The sequence below is a fragment of the Pseudoalteromonas sp. DY56-GL79 genome, assembly GCF_041414765.1.
Taxonomy (GTDB): Bacteria; Pseudomonadota; Gammaproteobacteria; order Enterobacterales; family Alteromonadaceae; genus Pseudoalteromonas; species Pseudoalteromonas piscicida.
In genome coordinates, this window is record NZ_JANHZS010000008.1 from 48778 (window position 1) to 69796 (window position 21019).

General features: G+C 41.7%; 12 protein-coding genes. 5 read left to right on the top strand and 7 right to left on the bottom strand.

The genetic code is table 11. The features are described 5' to 3' along the window. Window positions 1–25: 25 nt before the first annotated feature. The 3 genes from NO992_RS07380 to NO992_RS07390 all read right to left on the bottom strand — a co-directional run bounded on the left by NO992_RS07380 (window position 26) and on the right by NO992_RS07390 (window position 4987). Window positions 26–3154 (bottom strand): efflux RND transporter permease subunit, encoded by a 3129-nt coding sequence (locus NO992_RS07380; protein WP_371375677.1) that lies wholly within the window; start codon window positions 3152–3154, stop codon window positions 26–28. Window positions 3155–3167: 13 nt separating this feature from the next. Continuing rightward, window positions 3168–4277, bottom strand: coding sequence for an efflux RND transporter periplasmic adaptor subunit (locus tag NO992_RS07385; RefSeq protein ID WP_371375680.1), 1110 nt, complete (start codon window positions 4275–4277; stop codon window positions 3168–3170). Window positions 4278–4660: 383 nt separating this feature from the next. After that, window positions 4661–4987, bottom strand: a complete 327-nt coding sequence (locus tag NO992_RS07390; protein WP_010375229.1) for a DUF2946 family protein — start codon at window positions 4985–4987, stop codon at window positions 4661–4663. A 272-nt stretch (window positions 4988–5259) separates the two neighbouring features. Here NO992_RS07390 and bfr (NO992_RS07395) point away from each other — a divergent pair, with 272 nt between their 5' ends. Together bfr (NO992_RS07395) and bfr (NO992_RS07400) are read left to right on the top strand one after the other, a co-directional pair. After that, window positions 5260–5727: a bacterioferritin gene (gene bfr, locus NO992_RS07395; RefSeq protein ID WP_010607507.1), complete on the top strand. Its 468-nt coding sequence runs from the start codon at window positions 5260–5262 to the stop codon at window positions 5725–5727. Window positions 5728–5742: 15 nt separating this feature from the next. Next, window positions 5743–6207: a bacterioferritin gene (gene bfr, locus NO992_RS07400; RefSeq protein WP_010375235.1), complete on the top strand. Its 465-nt coding sequence runs from the start codon at window positions 5743–5745 to the stop codon at window positions 6205–6207. A 32-nt stretch (window positions 6208–6239) separates the two neighbouring features. Here bfr (NO992_RS07400) and NO992_RS07405 read toward each other — a convergent pair whose 3' ends face one another. After that, entirely contained in the window at window positions 6240–6434 is a 195-nt protein-coding gene (locus NO992_RS07405; RefSeq protein ID WP_010375238.1) for a (2Fe-2S)-binding protein, read from the bottom strand. A gap of 481 nt (window positions 6435–6915) precedes the next feature. Here NO992_RS07405 and NO992_RS07410 point away from each other — a divergent pair, with 481 nt between their 5' ends. Continuing rightward, on the top strand, window positions 6916–11403 hold the full coding sequence (locus tag NO992_RS07410; protein ID WP_371375686.1) for an EAL domain-containing protein: 4488 nt from the start codon (window positions 6916–6918) through the stop codon (window positions 11401–11403). Window positions 11404–11450: 47 nt separating this feature from the next. Here the strand turns inward: NO992_RS07410 and NO992_RS07415 are convergent, their stop codons facing one another. The 3 genes from NO992_RS07415 to NO992_RS07425 all read right to left on the bottom strand — a co-directional run bounded on the left by NO992_RS07415 (window position 11451) and on the right by NO992_RS07425 (window position 16239). Continuing rightward, window positions 11451–14234 (bottom strand): response regulator, encoded by a 2784-nt coding sequence (locus tag NO992_RS07415; RefSeq protein ID WP_371375689.1) that lies wholly within the window; start codon window positions 14232–14234, stop codon window positions 11451–11453. Window positions 14235–14352: 118 nt separating this feature from the next. Next, a complete protein-coding gene (locus NO992_RS07420; protein ID WP_371375692.1) occupies window positions 14353–15243 on the bottom strand; it encodes a cation diffusion facilitator family transporter in 891 nt (296 codons plus the stop codon). Window positions 15244–15753: 510 nt separating this feature from the next. Further along, a complete protein-coding gene (locus NO992_RS07425; RefSeq protein ID WP_010375249.1) occupies window positions 15754–16239 on the bottom strand; it encodes a GAF domain-containing protein in 486 nt (161 codons plus the stop codon). A gap of 70 nt (window positions 16240–16309) precedes the next feature. Here NO992_RS07425 and NO992_RS07430 point away from each other — a divergent pair, with 70 nt between their 5' ends. Further along, window positions 16310–16750: a nitrate- and nitrite sensing domain-containing protein gene (locus NO992_RS07430; protein ID WP_371375695.1), complete on the top strand. Its 441-nt coding sequence runs from the start codon at window positions 16310–16312 to the stop codon at window positions 16748–16750. Window positions 16751–16918: 168 nt separating this feature from the next. Then, on the top strand, window positions 16919–21004 hold the full coding sequence (locus NO992_RS07435; RefSeq protein ID WP_371375698.1) for an ATP-binding protein: 4086 nt from the start codon (window positions 16919–16921) through the stop codon (window positions 21002–21004). Window positions 21005–21019 lie beyond the last annotated feature (15 nt).

Below are 21019 nucleotides of genomic sequence, written 5' to 3' on the forward strand. Positions count from 1 at the left end.
CCACTTTCAATGGCCCCCACAGGCATTACGAATTTTTAATTTGCTTTGAGAATAGTGGATAAAGTGCTGGCAATACAAACAAAGTCAGCAAGGTTGACGTTAATAATCCACCAACAATTACACTGGCAAGCGGCCTTTGAATTTCAGCGCCCACTCCTGTCGATAACAGCATAGGAATAAGTCCAAGTGCTGAGGTTATCGCAGTCATAAGCACGGGTCTAAGCCTTGAAATTGCTCCCTCAAAGACACCTGAATGAAGCGATTCTCCCGCAGCCAATCGCTGGTTTATGCTCTCAACCATGACCACACCATTGAGTACCGCGACACCGAATAAGGTGATAAACCCAACCGAGCTTGGGACCGATAGATATTGCCCTGAGATATATAAAGAAAATACCCCACCAATAACCGCAAGCGGCACGTTCACTAAAATAAGCCCAGCCTGAGCCATTGAACCAAATGCAAAGTAAAGCAAGAGTGCTATTAGCGCCAAAGATAGCGGCACCACGATTGCCAAGCGTTTTTGTGCTCGTTGCTGGTTTTCAAATTGACCTCCTATTTCGACACCATAACCTGTTGGTAAGTCAACTTTACTATCAATAGCCGCGCGAATATCACTTACTACACTGCCCATATCCCGACCTTGCACATTAGCTTGGATCACCACTCGACGTTGAACGTCATCTCGCCTTACTTGCGGTGGACCAGATTGATATTCAACATTCGCAACATCAGCCAACCGGATCCACGCCCCTGAACTTGATTGTAAACGTATTTCTTCAATGGTCTGTTTGCTTTGACGGTACTTAGGTGCCAAGCGGACATAAATATCATAGCGTTCGTTACCGTTGATGACCTGCCCCGCTTTACTGCCACCAATGCCATCTTGCACTAATGCCATAACGTCGCCAACAGCTAAACCATAGCGCGATAACGCTTGACGTTTTGGGGTAATGATCAGCTGTGACTCACCAGCTATTTGCTCAAGTTGTACGCCCTCTGTTCCTTCAACTTGCGTTACGGCCGCTTCAATTTCCTTGCCTTTTTTTGCAAGCACAGCTAAGTCTGGGCCAAACAACTTAATCGCCAACTGCGCTTTAACACCTGAGAGTAATTCATCGACACGCGTCGCAATAGGCTGTGAAAAATTAAACAGTAAGCCGGGGTAAGCCGATAGCTTTTGTTCCATCAAAGCTTGTAATTCGTAGCGATTATTTGCGCTTTGCCACTGTGCTACTGGCGCAAGGCCAATATAGATTTCAATGTTATTTACCGGTTCAGGATCACCACCGATCTCCGCTCGACCAATTCTGCTCAGCGCGTAGTTTACTTCAGGAAAAGTGAGCAACATTTTTTCCAGCTCAGGCGCAACATTCAGCGCGGTTTCAAGACTGGCGGAAGGTGCCAGCGTTACCCTTAAGTTGATGGTGCCTTCTTCAAGTTCTGGGACAAACTCGGTACCAATTTTAGTGAACGTAAAACCGGCCGCCGCCATCAATAATATGACCATTGCCATCAACAACTTTTGCCTATGCAACACCCGATTTAACGTCCAGCGGTAGCCTTTTTCTAGCACGACGAGAATAATACTCTCTCGCGCTTTAACACCATGTTTAAATAAGTAGGTCGCAAGTGCTGGGACAATGATAAGGGCAACAAATATCGCCGCAATAACAGCCAAAATAATACTGATTGCCATAGGTTGAAATAGTTTAGCTTCAACCCCTTCAAAACTAAATAACGGGGTGAACACCACTAAGATAATACTGGCAGCAAAAAAGATTGGCCTCGCCACTTCCTTTCCTGCGAGCTCAACAATGAGTCCTACAGAGAAGTCATCGCTTTCCTTTTGCCTTGTTAGGTGTTTAAAGATGTTTTCTACCATCACCACTGAGCCGTCAACTAACATCCCTATCGCGACTGCGATACCGCCTAGCGACATTAAGTTGGCCGATACGCCAAGCCACGCCATAACCACAAGTGCAATGGCAATTGAAATAGGAATTGAAATGAGCACCAGAAAAGTCGCTCTCAGGTTCATTAAAAACAGCGCGAGCACCACAACGATAAAAATAAATGCCAGTGCCAAGGCTTCAACGACTGTTTGTACTGCTTTGCTGATCAGATCCGACTGATCGTAAAACGGCTCAAACCTTACCCCTTCAGGTAATGCTTTATTAATAAGTTCCACGCGGTTGTTAATGCTATCAATGGTTGCTTTGGTGTTTGCTCCCATTCGCTTGAGCACTATACCTGTTACGACTTCACCGAGCTGTTCCACTTCACCAGAGGCACTTTTTCTAGACATCGTCACCGCGCCTTGACGGATTTCTCCACCAATCGATACAGTGGCAACCTGAGCCACAGTCACGACCGTACCATCAATGGTTTTGACGGGCACGTTGGCAATCTCCTGGATCCCCTTCTCCCCACTTTGAAACCAGCCAGTTCCGCGGATCACCAACTGCTCTTGACCGCGCTCTAAATACCAGCCGCCGACATTTTGGTTATTACGCTCGATGGCACTCACTACATCTTGCTGAGTGAGTGCATAAGCCAATAGCTTATTTGGGTCGATATTGACTTGATACTGACGCACATCGCCGCCAAAGGCCAATACATCAGTTACTCCGTCAATTGGCATAATTAACAGCTTGACCACCCAGTCATTGAGACTACGCAAGGCCATTGCATCATATTCAGAGTTCGGCTCGCTCATCAGCATATATTGAAATACTTGACCAAGCCCGGATGTATTTGGCCCCATTTCTGGCGTACCCACACCGCTTGGGATCAACTCCTTTGCAGCTTGGAGGCGCTCAAATACCAACTGTCTGGCAAAATAGATATCGGTGCCTTCCTTAAATACCACCGTAACACCAGATAGACCTGTTTTAGAAATTGAACGCACTTGCTGCACATCAGGCAAGGCATACATCACAGCCTCAATTGGATAGGTGATTAACTGCTCAACCTCTTCCGCTGCCAGTCCCGGCGCTTCAGTATTCACCGCAACCTGCACATTCGTTACATCGGGAAACGCATCTAAGTTGAGTTTTGGAATAGTCACGCTAGCAGTTGCTGTGATAACGAGTAAAAAAAGAATAATTAGAAGCCGATTGTTTACAGACCAATCGATAATTCGATTAAACATGGTAAGGCCCCCTTTAATGGTTATGCGGATCGAAGCCAGCTTTGGCTTGCTCTGAGGCAATAAAGAATGCTCCGGTAACGGCCACGCGCTCACCCACAGCCAAACCGATAACTTCGACCTGAGCGCCAAAGTCTTCACCTAAAGTCACTTCTTTGGGATGGAACTCGCCGGGCGCTTCTTCGATGTACACCACCCAATCACCGTCAGGACTACGACTTAACGCGTCTACAGGTAACGCAATGGTTGGCTCTTTCAATGGTATGATAAAGTTGACGTTAACAAACATCCCTGCGTGTAGCTTGTCGTCACTATTTTCAACCAATAGCCGGATCTGCCGAGTTCGAGTAATGGGGTCTATAGTATGCGCTTCTTGAATAACACGAGCTGCGTATTGCTGATCTTCTATACTAATCAATGCTTTAGAATTAACCTCTAACGAAAGTTGAGAGTTGGGTTGTAAACGGGCCTCCACCCATAGCTCGCTTTCATCAGTGATTGCCATTAAAGTTGTGCCAGAAGCAACATGCTGGCCCTGAGTAAAGGCATCTTGAGTTACCACCCCCTCGCGCTCAGCAACGAGCGTATATTGGCCAAGTTCACTGGCGGGCTTAGTGGCTATTTCTTTAATCTCTTTTTCTGTTACGCCAAGTGCCAATAACTTTGAATAAGCCGAACTAAAATCGGCACTTGCCTGAACACGCTCGCGCTCACTAATGGTTTCTTTGCTCAAGCGTTTCACTCTATCCCACTCTGTTGAAGCCACCAAATACTGCGCTTGGGCCTGCGCCATTGCTTCTGAGAACAAGGTGATAAGTGGGTCGTTAATATTTACCATAGAGCCAAGCGTAGTATGGCGCTTTAACACGATTGAATCGGCTCTTGGCGATACTAAATAGCTGGTATAGCCATTAGCTTTTACTTCTCCTGGTGCAAAATAAAAGCGCGCATGGTTTTCAAGCTTGACTTCTTTGGTCTGAATTCCAGCAAAACGCATTTGCTGCTGTGTTAGTACGATAGCATTTTCTTCCTCTTCATGTTCTTCATGACCGTCGCCGGCATATGCCAGCGAGCTAAAAAGCGCGTTCACCGCGAAATAGATGGAGAAAATTTTAAAGTTTGTCATTCGATACTCTTTTACTCAAGAACGTAAGTTGACGTTCAAAACCGTTAGCTTGTTTAGCGAATTGCACCAAGCATTGCTTTTACAGTGCCAATTTGCGAACAAGAATGCGCTTCTCAAGCAGACGTGGGTTATCTGTAATCAACGTCATCAGCTAAGAAGGAGTAATACCAATCAGTGTTAAAGTAGCTTATTTACTAAATACAATTGGTATAAACGGAGTGGGCAGTATCACTGAAAGCAAAACACATAAGCATAGAACACAGGCCTAGTTGTTTACTCACAAGCACGAATTTGCGCTAAGTTAGATTTATCAATTTACTCATTAACCTAAACTCAGGTTAGTTAAGTCAAATTGAGATCGCGCCTTCAATGATAACCGCTACTTAAGCGATCGGTGGACGATGTGCTTGCTCTACAAAAGCGCGCACTTTGGGGTCTGATTGAGGATAAATTTCGCTATTTGGTCGCATTTCAAAGGGGATAAAAGATTTTAAAATCACTAAATTCAAATGCGTCCCACTGCAATGACCACAGTGGTGGCAATCTTTTGTATGATGTCCGCTGGGGTCTGCTTGCACATCTTCAGCATGGTCGTGAGTATGTTGGAGGTGAGACACTTCAATTTGATGGAAGCTAGATTCAGACGCAAATACACTTACGGATTGCACCGCAAGTAGAAGCATCACAAAAATCAGGATTAGCTTATTCAAATCTACATTTCTCTTTAACACAAAAGATCGTTGTCAATTTACCACCTGCACTTGTCCTGTCAATAGCAGTGCTAAGCTTTAAGTCTTATTTTTTGCTGTCATTACTGATCTCACTCAAAATGAAATAACAATAATTTGCATTGTTAGGCCAAAATATCAACTTAAATGCGAATTATAATCAATATATAACACTATGTTTTATAAAGATTTTTCATTGACACATCATATAAATCCGTTAGACTAGCCGCATATTCACAGTTTGAGGTAACAGCATGCAAGGTAAACAAAAAGTCATCGACGCATTCAATAAGCTATTAGCCAATGAGCTTGCAGCTATCGATCAATATTTCATCCATTCACGTATGTACGAAGATTGGGGTTTGAGCAAACTATACCAACGCCTTGAGCACGAACGTGAAGAAGAAACGACGCATGCAGATTGGTTGATCAAACGCATTCTTTTCTTGGAAGGGGTACCTAACATGACAAAACGTCGTGATCTACTCATCGGCCAAGATGTTAAATCTATGATGGAAAACGACTTAAAACTGGAGCTTGAAGTCGTCGAATGCGTTAAAGAAGCAATCAAAATCTGTGAAGAAGAGCAAGATTACCAATCTCGTGAAACGCTTGAAAAGCTGTTGTTTGATACAGAAGAAGATCATGTTTACTGGCTAGAGCAGCAAATTCGCCTGATTGATCTTATCGGTGCTCCGAATTATATCCAATCTCAGCTTTAATTAAGGACTCTACAAATGAAAGGTGATAGAGAAGTAATCGTAGCGCTTAATAAAGTATTGGCCAATGAGTTAGTGGGAATCAATCAGTACTTTTTGCACGCACGTATGTTTAAAGACTTCGGTTTTAGCCAGTTAGATAAAGCGGATTATAAAGTTTCAATCCAAAAAATGAAAAACGCTGACCGCCTTATCGAGCGAATTTTGTTCTTAGAAGGCCTACCTAATTTACAAGATTTAGGTCGTTTAAAGATTGGTGAAAACAGCGCTGAGATGATTGATTGCAATATGGCATTTGAGCAAGCGTCTTTGGTTGACCTGCAAGCAGCAATTAAGTTGTGTGAAGAAAAGCAAGATTACATTAGCCGTGAAGCGCTAGACAAAATTCAAAATGAGCAAGAAGAGCAAATTGACTGGCTTGAAACTCAGCAGCACCTAATTAAGGTGATGGGAATAGAAAACTACTTACAGTCTCAACTATAAGTATTTAATTGAGGTTGCGTGATAATGTATTGTTACGCAACCTGATCAGTGACATCAACAATAGCAATCAGCTTTTCATTTAAAATTTTCTTCGCACAGTTACAGCACTTTCCGCACTGTTTACCAACAGATAATGTCTGGCTAAGATCACGCATTGAACGAGCACCATTATCTATAGTCTCTGCAATCTTTTTATCTGTAACACCATGACAAATGCATACGTACATAAATGAAAACCAATCTCAAACTCATTAACTGCAAACAAGTCTAATCTAAACGATAACAATTATCAACACATATCTTAGCTATAAATGCGAATTATTTTTCTTTGTAAGCTGCTATAAAGACTTAGTTATTCACGCTTCGTAAAACGTCGTACTCAAGCCGACGTTTATTTCTATAAAATTAAGAAAAATCCAATAAAACTGCTACGCTTAAATTAACTTGATAAGCGTTACTTTAGACATAAGAGTGAGGGTGCTCTTGCATCCAAATAGATTGTTTTATTTGCTACAAATGACAAACCTTAAACATGTATAAATTGTTAAATACATTGCATAAAAACCAAGGTTTAAGTTGATTTCAATCTAGTATTTCCGCTAGACTGCGCGTCACCGCTAACAGTTTTATTAGCGCGGATCAGCTTAGTTTGATTTGGTAACATGTTGTTAAAGGACTAAATAAGATTGGATAGAGAAAGGTCTTTTAATGAAGCAAGCGCTATTGTGTTTTTTTATATTATTTTCTTTGTGTTGCATAGTCGCGCCTAGCCACGCCCATAACTTCGGCCAATATACTTCTCGTTTCTCTGTGGAGGAAGGGTTAAGCCAGTCTGCAATCACTTCTATAACACAAGACAAACATGGTTTCATTTGGATAGGTACTCTGCAAGGACTAAACCGTTATGATGGCAATCAGCTCATTAATATTGCCGCTTCTAAGGGCCTTGATGAACAAGAAATAGTTGGGTTATTCAATATATCGAATGATGAGCTTTTGATCTCTACAGGTGCCAGCGGCGCGTTTTTACTGAATGTTGATGACTATACAATTCAACAAATCTACGACGGTAAACGCCAAGACAGTAACGCAGTTCTAAAACCCATCGCCACAGCTATTGGTCATCGAGAAAATATCATTTTCTCCATTGAAAGCGACCTCTACACATTAGACAGCAATACGTTAAAATCTGAATTACTCACTCACTTCAAACCAAGTAGTTACATTCGCGCCATAAACGTTATTGGTAACTTTGTGATTATTGGTACAACAGAAGGCCTGTTCACTTATTCTCTTGCAACCGGAAATGTAGAGCAAATAAATTACACTGATTCAAAATCAGAACTCAGTCATGATGTTAAATTACTCAAACGCGACCCATCGTTGGGACTGCTTGTTGGTACTGTAGAAGGTTTATATGTCATTCCAGTCAGTAACCAAACACTGGTTGCTTCAAAAAGCTATGAGCTTGTTTCTGAGAAAAATATTTGGGGACACCAAATCACTCCCTATGGCGAGTTTATTGCTACGGAGCATGGACTGTTTCTTATTGATAGAAGAAAAAAAACCAGCTCAAAAGTCCTATCCTTAACCGAGGGACAATATCGCCTCACTAATCCCAGTATCACTAAGCTTTACGCAGATAGAAACAACAACCTATGGATGGGTACATATAATGATGGCGCATATTTATGGCCTTCCAGCTCGCTACGTTTTACCACATTCATCAGTACTCAAGACAGATTTGCCAATAACAATATCTGGTCAATTCATCCTACCAGCCAAAATACGGTGCTCCTTGGTACAGATAACGGCATTAACGAGTTTGATTTAAGCACTCGGCAATTGAAATCTAGCTACCTGCAAAATAGAGATGCAAAAGCACTATACGGAGCAGATGCCGTATTCTCTATTTTTGATTCTTCACATTTCGACGAAAATACCTTTCTAATCCAAACAACTCAAGAGACCGCGCTATTTAACATCGACACCAAACAGCTAAGCCCAATTACGCTTGAAAGTGGTGACAAACTTGAGCCATATAGTTGGGGTATCGCTAAGTATTCAGAAAGCAAGTTTCCATTTATCAATAGCAATGGATTTTACGAATATGATGCAGCCACCAATACGGTACGCGCATTAGAGGGATTATCAAAACAGCTGGCAGCGGCACAAAGCTTTTTGATCCTGCCACCTTTGGATGCGACCGATGATGAATATTGGATAAGTACGGATATCAGTTTGGTCAAATATAATGAGTCAACAGATACCCTAACAACGATTTACAACAAATCGGATAAATACTTGGTCTCAGCCGTTAATAGTTGGGTAGTAGATAGAGCAGGAACGCTATGGTTGGCAACCTCAACCGAAGGTCTTGTCGGGATCAATAAAGATACTTACGCCGAAGAATACAAGCTAACGACTGAACAAGGTTTGATGAGTAATGCTATCTACAACCTCCTGTTAGATAGAGATGGAATGATTTGGGCCAGCAGTCAACGCGGCATGTTTAGATTTGACCCAATAAATAAAGTCTTGGAAACCTTCGGAACGAATCAAGGTCTGCCGACGCTCGAGTTTAACGGCGGCGCTGCAGCAGCACTTGAATCTGGTAAGCTGATGTTCGGCACAGTAAACGGCTCTATTACTTTCGATCCGGAGCAGTTTTCAGATAGTGCTGTTAAGCGCCGCCCACTACTGATCACCCAAATGGATATCTTAAGCAGAGATCAAACCTACTTAGCCCCTGACGCAATTTTGCAAGCACTTGATTTTAAGTTTGACGACATGGGCATAGAGCTACAGTTTTCTGACTTTGACTTCAATGCCGATCATCACATTCAATACCAAGCTTCTTTACATGGCCCAAGTGCACTGACGTTTTCAAGCTTAAAACGAAATAAAGTTTTTCTAAATCAATTACTCCCTGGTGATTATCAGTTAATCATTGCACCGCGTTCACTTGACAGTGAAGACCTTAGCAACGCACTCAACTTGCGCTTTAATGTTGCCCACTCTCCTTGGCGCTCGCCTTTTGCATTAAGCTTATACAGTCTAAGTGCATTCGCGCTGATATTGCTCATCATTATTAAGCACAAACAAAAACAACGTCAGCTTGAAACGGCACTTAGAGCCGTTACGCATGCGGGAAGACAGACAAAACTGGCGTTGAAATCAACCAAAAGCGGTGTTTGGTCGGCGGATCTCGCTGCACGCCAGATCACACAACAGCGGGCCGAAGCGCTGGGCTTTGAGAGCGATACCATGACGCTGCAAGAGCACTATAACGCCATTCACCCGGATGATAGAGAACTCGTCGAGCGTGCTTGGAAGAAATTTATTTCTAACCCAACTAAAGAGCAGCTCTCCCTATCTTATCGACTGCGCTGCGCAGACAATAATTGGCATTGGTTTCACGACTTTGGCCAAGTCGCAGAATTTGACTCACAAGGTAAAGCCACTGAACTGCACGGCATTTATACCAATGTAACCACGCAAAAAGCGAACCAGATGCGCGCAAATATGCTGGGCGAGGCCTTCAGCCAAGTGAACGATTGGATTTTGATTTTAGACCCTAATTTACAACCCATTTCAGTCAATAGTAGCTTCTGTAGAGCGTTTCAACTGCAGGAAAACGAAGCGTTAAACGACTTAACGACTGAGCGTTTTGTTAATGCTATCGGGCAAAAGAAGTTCCACGGTTTAATTGCAAATTTAAAATCTCTTGGACCGAATCAATATCTAAGACAGGAAGTTCAAGTTACAGACGGCTGGGATAAAGTGCACCCAGTTCAACTTAGTATTAGCGCGGTTTCCAAAGACAATGTGAACCTCCAATACTTCGTGGTCGTTGTTACCGATCTGACAGAGCAGAAAAAAGCCGAGAATGAACTTAGATATCTCGCCAATTTCGACGCTTTGACGGAGCTACCAAATCGCAGCTTAATGCTACAGCATATTGAATTTGCACTGTTTAACGCAAACAATACACAGCAAAGCTGCGCCCTGCTATTTATTGATTTAGATAAATTTAAACCAATCAATGATGCCTACGGACACCATATCGGCGATAAATTACTGGTCGCGATAACTAAGCGGATCAAAGAGCAAATTAACAATAACTGTATCTTAGCAAGACAGAGCGGCGATGAGTTTCTCGTGCTAATTAAGTCCTTCCCTAGTATCGAATATGTGAGTGAAGTAGTTACCCGCTTAGTGAAGCACATACCCGAACGTATTGAAATTGATGGGATCACCATGAGTGTATCTGCCAGTATTGGCGTTGCGGTTTATCCATTCGATGCACCGGATTCAGAATCCTTGATCCGTAACGCGGATATCGCCATGATCCATGCAAAGCAGTCGGGAAGAAATGCATTCAAGTTCTTTACTGAGTCAATGAATGAAGAGATCAGTAAAAAGCTTCGGTTAGAAACCGCAATGAAAACGGCGGTTAAAGACGGTGAGTTTTTCAATCACTATCAGCCGATCATCAATACCACAACAGGTCAGCTTGCAGGCGTCGAATTACTTATGCGCTGGCGCAATAATGACATGCCAATTCCTCCATGCGATTTTATTCCAATAGCAGAAGAAAGCGGTTTGATTGAAACCTTGACTGAACAAGCGCTTATCAGAGCCTTGATAGAATTGCGTCCATTGTTTAAACAAGAACCCGACTTTTATTTATCTCTTAATTTAAGCGCAGTTCATATTTTACGCTCAGACATTGCGCACCAATTCACTGAGATTTTAAAAGCGCATGGTCTCACTAATCGGTGTTTAAGACTTGAAATCACCGAGTCAATCTTTATGTCTGATATGGTTAAGGCTCGGGCAACTATCAACGAAATGAAACGGGCTGACTTTGTATTGCTACTCGATGACTTCGGCACCGGCTTTTCGTCACTTACGTATCTGAATGAGTTCCCTCTTGATATCATAAAAATTGATCAAGGGTTTGTACGTAACATGAGCGCAAAACCCGCGAATAAATCTATCATTAGAACCATTTATTTACTGGCACAAAGCTTAAACATGAAGTGTATTGCAGAAGGTGTCGAGACAGAATCTCAGCTTAATTACCTAAGAGACGTAGGCTGTGAATATATGCAAGGCTATCACTTCGCAAAGCCTATGGCGATTGACGATTTACTGGCATTTTACGAGCAGCATGAACGCTCAAGAGCTTGATCTCGGGCTTAATACTTTAATGTTGTGACTGCAGGCCAACCTAAGCGTTAGCCCTTATCTAGCGTTTCACTATCAGGCAATTCTGAGCGCTGCCATTCACTAAGTTTTTGATAGAGTTCATTAATATCAATGGGTTTTGCAATAAAATCATCCATGCCCGCCTGGATACATTTTTGTTTATCTTCCTCGTAGGCGTTGGCTGTTATCGCAATAATATGTGGATTACCATAAATATTTGGCTCGTTTCTGATTGCTTTGGTACAAGCAAAACCATCCATATTCGGCATTTGGCAATCCATTAAAACCAAGGCATAGTTCTTCGCCTTCATCGCTACTAAAGCTTCGACTCCGTCGTCCACTTTGTCTAACAAGCAATGGGTTTTCTCGAGCAACTTACCAACAACCACTTGGTTAATTTTATTGTCTTCTACCAATAGAATATCAAGGCCGTTGAAATCAGGTGCCCCAACTTCTTTTTGTTCTCTCTTGACGCCCTGTCCTTTTGAGGCCGGAATATCTACATAGAATTGACTACCAAGCCCAAGCTCACTGTGAATCCTTATCTCACCATGCATCGCTTCAACTAGTTTTTTAGAAATGGCTAAGCCAAGTCCAGTACCACCAAACTTTCTTGTGGTTGAAAGATCTGCTTGAGTAAACTCATGAAATAACGTTTCCTGCTGCGCTTTTGAAATGCCGATCCCAGTGTCAGCGACGGTAAACTTTAATATCCCACTGTCATAATGGACGGAGAATGTGATCTGGCCTTTGTTGGTAAACTTTCCAGCATTGCTGAGTAAATTATTTACCACTTGTGATACACGTAGTTCATCTAACTCAAGGTATGTAGGTAGTTCCGTCCCCTTTTCGTACTTAAACTCAACGCCATATCTGACATTGGAAATTTTAAAAATGCTGACCAAACTGTCGAGCATTTCTTGCAAGTTCACAACTCGACGTTCTATTTTCAAAGCACCCGCCTCAATTTTAGAATAATCCAAAATATCATTGAGGATAAGCATTAGATTCTTTGCCGATTGCCGTATGATTGTTATTTGGTCTGCCATCTCATTGCTAAGGCTTTGCTCTCTGATTAAGCTATCCGACATACCGATAATTCCATTTAACGGCGTTCTAATTTCATGGCTCATATTGGCGAGGAATCGGCTCTTGGAATGGTTGGCGGCGTTAGCGGCTTCAACGGCTTTGGTTAGCTCTTCCGTTTTCTCAGCGACTTGCTGCTCTAACTCACGATTGAAGTCGGTAAGCTTGCGGTTAAGTCTTTCGTTTTCTAAGCTGGCTTGGTTTTGTTTTGTAAAACTCAGTGTTAGCTTGAAAGCCAACTGATTGAACTGCTGCTGCAACTCAATTATTTCTAGAAAGCTGCTATCTGCATTGGCCGAATTTTCGATTAAAGTTGAAGGTTCGTAAGCACGAATATCATGACTGAGCGCCACAATTGGACGCACCAACAATCGCGTGAGCTGACGGACAAAAATAGAGCTCAATACAATAATCGCAAGCGCAAGTCCCAATGCATCTGACCAAGCTTCAGCAGCAACTAAGTTAAGATATTTACGGTCAAGCATAGTGATAACTGACCATTCATATTGTTTAGATACCGCAGTTTGTTTAAATAAGATCTGCTCAGTCGAGTCTTCAAAAGTTGAGGATTCCTTATCAAATAGGGCTTGCAACACCACATCACTTGGCATATCTAGGGTTTTAAATTCGGTCTTTAACGAGCTATAGACAACCCTTTTATGTTTATCCAACACAATCAAATTGGCATCTTCAGCAAGAATTTTTGGAATAAAGCGTTCAAACGAGCCAAATATTAAAGACCCTTCCACAATCCCTTTAAACTCTTCGGCGATAAAGATTGGTGCTGAAATTGCTACGATAGGTGCTTCATCAAAACCTCGTCCTTGAAATATGCCCGACACAAATCCTTCGGGGTATTCAGGTGCTTTAATAAAATAATCTCTATCAGATACATTGGCATTTGTTCCCTTCATCGTATCAGCAAAATGCTGCGGATAAAGGTGAGTAACATTAGCATCTTTGTCCGCGACAATCGCGGTTCTAAAATTTGCATGAGTTTTTAGCAAACGCTCGATAACATAGTCGGCATCAATCCCTAAGGATACATCTGTTGCGGATATCACCATCGCGCGACGATATGCATCAAGGTAGTCATCAATTTGAGCGACAATTGAACCTGAGGCTTCTTCAAGCTGTGTTTTTATCTCAGCTTCAATTCTTTTATAGTAATTGTTTGTCAATACAACGGTTGTCATCAATACAACCAAAACGATAACAAGGTTGACGGTAGAATTTAGAATTTGATTGAGCGGCATCCCTTGCCACTTGCTGCGTGTAAAGAAAAAGCTCAGCAAATCAACCACAGCGAGGCAAATACCAGCATTGATTAGGTATTTAGCCAGTGCAGTGAATATAACGAGTAACGGCAGTTCGAGGGCAAAGTAGCCAAAAATAAATAAGGCAGGTAAACCCAGCAAAATCCAATAAACGATACCCCGAACAAAAAATGGCTTAGCGAAACGGACACAAACAAAGTGAAGCCACAACACTTCGAAGAAAAAAACCACAGAGGGCCAAGCATGCTCCCATCGATACCAAATAAAGCCGGCACCAATAAACACAGCTATAATGGCATAGCGCCATCCGCATAGTAGCAGGATAAATAGAACAAACAGCTGGCCAAAAAGAAACTCTGAGCTATCCAAAAACCAAATTGGCAACAGATTGGCCAGCCCGCCTAGTACACCTAAGACTAAAGTTATGATGAGCGCTTGCTTTTGATTCAAATGTTACACCACCGGTTTGTGATACTGCCTATGTATAACAATAAAAAATATTTTTAAACCTGCCAAGCTAGTGCAACAAATAACTAAAAAATATATCACACATTAGGGTCTATTGTTCCTAATGATGAGGGCAGTCATGGCTCTCTATTTGTAGCACACTACTCAGTACATTAAAGGACTTCTTCAACGCTTCTTCTACTTCCACGCGACACGCTGAATCATGAGATTCTATAGTGCAGTGATGCTTTAATACTACATGTGCACCAACGACAACCGCCCCATCAATTTTGCTAACCGTAATATTATGGGCGCTTTCAACATGCTCGGTAGACACAATCGTTCTCTCAACTTCTTGAACCGTAGGCAAAACTTCTGGAGGTGTAGCAAGCCCTTTAAGGCAAGCAACTATCACCTTAATACCTGTAAATAATACAAAGACGGAAATCAGCATGCTCGAGAGAATATCAACCACCTCCCAGCCTGTGAGGTGTATGATCACACCTGCGATAAATGTCGATATGGTGGAAAGTAAATCAAAAAATGAGTGCAAGAAAACAGCATAGACGTTAATACTGTCTTTACGGCCTTTGTACAACACCCAAGCGGAAGCGCCGTGAAATAAAAACCCAATTGCAGCAATCATAGACATTAAATAGCTGTTCACCTCTAGATCGTGACCGCCCGCATGATGAGACAACCGCTCACTCCCTTCGAGTAAAATAATTACCGCAATTGAAAGGTAGAGGATGCCATTGATAAGCCCGCCAGTATATTCAGCCCGTTTGTAACCATCGTTATATGTTTTAGCAAGATAAACGGCCACACTTGACGCTATCAACGCGATAAACAAAGAACTATTGTGCACAAACAAGTGTCCAGCATCAGCCAATACTGCGAGAGAATTAGCGTAATAAGCACCAATAACTTGAATGATCATAAAAGAGCAAGTGATTGCGAGCGCAATCAGTAGTCTCCGGCGAGAAGCTTGATGCGTAGTGATATCTGTCATGAAATGAGTCGTGTACCTAATTAAATATAAGATGCTACGTACAACCACAACATAAGATGAAGCCATTTGACTAAATGCACCTCACCTTATCTTATCTTTTATACCGTGTAGGAAAAAGCCGTGATTCAAAAATACAGAAATAGATCTAGAAATATACGTAGTTAACCTGAGCTTAGGATAATTAATGCCTTTCTAGCAGCCAGTTTTAGCGCTAACTGCGTTGAATTCACTTCCAATAGCCAGCTATTAGTGCGCAAATTCGCCTAGTTATCACCAAAACTCTCTGGCTAGATAAAGAAGTAATTTAATGTTACTTTAGAAGCAATGAGTTACCTCATTCCTTATCCAAACCTCAGGTTAGTTATCGTTTAAACATTGCCCTAAATGGCAATGATATACAGTCTCAATTGTAACGTTTCCACGAGCTAAATGCACTAATATTTGCGACTATAACGGCCGACTTTATGGAAAATTTTAGCCTTTATCGTTTTTACTTGCGCAAAAGTACAATTAGATTTTCTCCAGTTGAGTCACAACGTCGTTTGCAATTTGCCTTAGTATTTCACAGTCAGCTTCACTCAACTCTCGGGGCTCTAAGTCGATAACACACACGGTTCCAATGCGAAAGCCGCTGGACAATATGATAGGCGCACCAGCATAAAATCGAATATGTGGGGCATTTAACACCAAAGGGTTATCCATAAAGCGAGGATCTTCGAGCGTATCAGAAACTACAAATACCGTGTCTTCTAATATTGCATGGCCGCAAAATGAAACGTCGCGAGACGTTTGCTCAGCATCCAGTCCAAAGCGAGATTTGAACCATTGCCTGTCCTTGTCAACAAGACTTACCAATGCAATTGGAGCATCAAAGACATGGGCAGTAAATTGAGTAATTCGATCCAATTCAAGTGTTGGTTTTGTATCTAGTATCGCAAGCTCCCTAAGCGCATGTAATCTGGCATGTTCGTTTTCAGGTAACTCAGGGATTTTCATAATCTACTTAATTAGACAGTGTTTATATTTCTACTATAGTTTGTTTTGTGGGATAACGCAGGTGGCAAATGTGAGCAAGTATCTTAAAATAATCGCCCTAACCCTTTTTTCCCTAGTCTGCTTGAGTGGCTTTTACCTCGAGATTAATGAGTTTAATAAAAATCGTGTGGTTAACCAGAGTCTGACTCTATATTACAATAACCTTTCCGCCCTAGATAAAGCGATTGAAGTGATCTTTAGTCTGCAACGTGAACGCGGCATGTCCACGGGGTTTAAGTCCGAAAGAGAACATGACGCACGGCTACTTGCATATTATCGGGAGACGGACGAAAAAATAATAAAACTCACTGCTGAAAAACTTACGAGTATTAATAACTTCGATCAGTTTCAGTTGACCATAAAAGACGATATACAAACACTAAGAAAACTCAATCGGCAAGCCGGTGTCGACCACGAACAACTATTTCTTCGCTACACAATTTTGATAAATCACTTAATCGATACAGTCTGAACCATACAAACTGAGCAGTCCTTCATCCATAATTTTGGTAGCAATGAGGACAAAACACAGTACCAGAATATTCATGCACTTATCAGAGCGATAGAGTTAGGGGGCAGACTCAGAGCTAAGGTCAGCCGGTACCTAACGGCAGATGAAGAGGCCACTAAATTAAGCGCAATGAGAAGCGCGTTACAATACTACGCCACCCATGCCACACTGATGGACAGTCTCAAAGATAATCGAAATACCGTACAGCTATATAATGCCGCTACGACGTCTAGAGAATATGACTATGTAACCTCAGCCCTAAATCGCTTTAGCCGTGGAGTTGAAGCCAACCTACCACACTATGTGTGGTGGGATAACAGTACTGCCTATTTGAACCTGCTCGCTAGTGGCAGTCTGAATCTACTTGAATATATGAAAGAGTCTGCTTCTGCATCCATGCAAAAGTCACAAGAGCGAGCTCAAACCTCACTCATTATCTCACTAACGATTGCACTTCTTTATCTTATTTTAATTTGTCTATTGATTAGAGCGTTTACCGAATTAAAAAGATATAAAACGGCACCGCTTAGAACACAAACTGCACAGCTCATCGTGATATTTTCGTCAGTACTTGCTGTGTTATTTGTGGAACATTTTGCAAGTCAGAAGCAGCTATTATATCTCACAGAAGTGCAAACACTTAGGCAGCTAAATAACCAATCATTGGAGCGTATAAACCACCTTAAAACGCTATGGTACAAGCCGCATATCGAAAAACTTAGATATGCGAGTATTAGCACCGATGCAAGTCTCGTTATACCTTCTCAGTTACAGACACTAGCAGTTAATAATCTAAATAATACTCAGTATGTAGACAAAAGCCAGATCGCGTCGTTTTATTCTCAATATCAAGAAAGTTTGCACCGTGGAGGGGTAGTTACACAAATCATAAGGGGTAATGATGGTCACCGTATATTGATTATGACGGGTCTTGGGCTATCCGATAAGGGGCTGACGCAAACACTGTATTGGTACGAAGCTCAACTAGATGTGTTACTTGGCAGCCTAGAACTCAGTCTTGATACTCGTCTAGAAAACGCATCAGGTTACTACACTAAGCAGGAAGTCGAAGCGATTAAAATTAGCGGAACACATACTCCATTAAGCCAATTACTGCTTACTAATAATCTTGACCAAACCGACTTTCTAAGTGCAAAAATCTGGGATCAGGAGCTTCAAGTGGGTACCTATGCCTATTCACGTGAAGCATTTAATCAAGATCTCTTCTACACTATAGAAATTAAGTTTATCTGGCAGGTGTTGTCATTAGTTGCATTTTGCTTATTTGGTTTAGCAGTTAGCTATCGCGCCCAACAAAAAGCAAAATTAGACAAGCAAGCTGCAAAAGACGCTATCCAAAAGCGCCAAACTTTATTGAACTCATCTGAGAAGCTTGCCGCCATCGGCAGTTTTGAGGTGGCTGTTGGACAACACCTAGCACATACCTCTGAAGGCTTTAGGACGCTGTTTAACTTAACTCCCGAACTTGAGTACCATAATTTAAAACCAATTATAAAATTGCTCGATAGTGACAATAGGAAGAAGTTGCAATCAAACTTACGTTCCTTAACTCACGATCAATCTAGTGAACTTCAATTGACAATAAGAGACGAGTCTTCAACTAGATATCTAAATGTAATTCTCAATTTAAAATACTACTCAAGTGAAAATTCGCAGTTTGTTGTCGGGGTTGTAAAAGATGTAACGAATCAAGTTAATGAAAGCAATCGCCAAAAGAGAATACAAAAGGAACTCGTCGCTGCGAGAAAAGAGGCCCTAGAAAAAATGCATGAAGCTGATGTGGAAAGAATGTCAGCGCAGCATTTACTTAAAGTCCAAAAGTCGACAGAAAAGCTGCTTCAAGAAGCCATTGATTCATTTCCAGCATTTATCCTGCTAATTGATGAAGACCAGCATATAGCCATGCTGAATCAGTTTAACGAACACATCAAAAGAACTGATCACAACGAATACCAATTCATGGGAAGCTCTCTCAACAAAGGCTCTGACGTTATAGCATTCATTACCCAGCTTCCAATGACAGACAATAGCGAATTACTGTCCATGTTAGAAGAGGCAAAAGACAAAGAACAATATCAAGCACTAACGACGTGCCAGTATGTCAGTGAAGATATCCTGCACTGGTTCAACGTGTTAGTGAAAAACATCACCACAGATTCAGGGAAATACACTCTCATCTACCAGAATGATATCACTAAAAGTATCAACTTTTCTGCAGAGCTTGAGCAAGCTCGCATAAAAGCAGAGCAAGCAAGTGAAGCAAAGTCTCGTTTCCTAGCAACAATGAGTCATGAGATAAGAACGCCAATGAACGGCGTGGTAGGCATGCTGGATATTCTTGCCCAATCTAACCTTGATCATGAGCAATCTCACCTCACCAAAGTCGCAAAAAGTTCAGCATTGGTGCTACTTCGAATAATTAACGACATATTAGACTTTTCAAAAATCGAAGCTGGAAAAATGCAACTTGAATCAACACCATTTAGCTGGCAAGAAATCATTAAAGAACTCGCTGAGCTCCTTGCATATCAAGCGGACTCTAAAAAGCTAAAGCTTGCCTTTTATCTTTCGCCACAGTTACCGAATTGGCAATTAGGGGATCCGGTTAGACTACGCCAAATTTTATTAAACCTAATCGGTAACGCGTTAAAATTCACCAAAACTACCGCCACAGCCTCCGGTTTTGTAGAAGTGACGATTGGGCGCTCTCCCGATAATGGTTATATGGAAATTAGCGTGAAAGACAATGGTAAAGGTATGTCCGAAGAACAACTAGAAAACCTTTTTAAACCATTTGTTCAAGCAGATAGCAGTATCCAACGTCAATATGGCGGTACCGGGCTGGGCCTTTCCATTACCCACAAGCTTGTTGCCATGATGGAGGGGGAAATTGACTGTAGGAGCTTAGAGGGTTTCGGCAGCAACTTTATTGTTACCCTGCCATACTGTGAAGTACCAAAACAGACCAGTGAAATTGGCTTAACGTTAGACAGACTAAAAATTGCCGTAGTGGGCGACGAGGACAAATTTGAAAAGGACCTCCAAAATCAACTACGCATCTATGAAGCCCAATGTGAAATATTCCCTCGAGAACTGTTTAATGCGCAACTAATTGATAGTCAACAATTTGATTATCTCGTTATCACTGCAGAAGCCTTCCAACAACTCACTACAGAAGGAAAAGAAGTTTTCATCGCGGAAAGCGAGTGCAAGTATATTTTGCTAGACAATAATCAGGATAAGCTTCCGCATGCAAATAATATCAACGTCTCAAACCTCGCACTATATCCATATTACGCTTATAAAGTTGTTTCACACATTGCGACGTTAGAAGGGTTAATTGACAGTGAATCAACAAGCGACGACAGCGAGACTAAATCTAAAACGCTGCCCACAATTAGTGATGCCCAAGCACTTAACAAGCTTATCTTAGTCATTGAGGACAATGTTTATAACCAGGATTTATTCAAAAGACAGTTAGCACTGTTAGGCTATCAATGCATTATTGCCGACAATGGTAAAGTTGCCTTGCAGCTACTCGAACAATATCACTTTTCGCTTATTATTTCAGACTGCCATATGCCAGTGATGGATGGCTATGAATTCACAAAACAGCGTCGCGAGCATGAACGCGAGCGTAACCTAGAACACATTCCTATCATTGCAGCTACAGCTAATGCGTTAGACGGTGAGAAAGATATTTGTTTTAACGCCGGGATGGACGATTACATTGCAAAGCCCATTGTCTTGCAAAAATTAAACAAAAAGCTAAAAAAATGGTTTTCAAGCAACATTCCAACAAACAGCCAAGAAGCGGAGAATCCTCCCTCACTGATTGAGGAACTAGATGCGCCAACCAGACATATCGATTTGGTGATACTCAGTGAATATGTAGGTACAGATAAAGAGCTACAGAGTATTTTCTTAAGAAGCTTTGTTGACGACACAAAAAAACTGTTACAAGGGGTAGACCTAGAACATCCTGAAAGTGTCAAGAATATTGCACATCAAGGGAAAACCTCGGCAAAAGCAGTCGGCGCAACACAACTCTCTGAAAAAATGGCAGAACTTGAGCATGCAGCAAGTGAAGGTAAGCACATAAAAATTGAAAATTTATTGAATCAATGTTTGATGCTTTTTGATAATGCACAAGCTGAAATCGCTTCTATACTTAATGTGGAAGATCTAACGTAACACGTGCTAAAACTC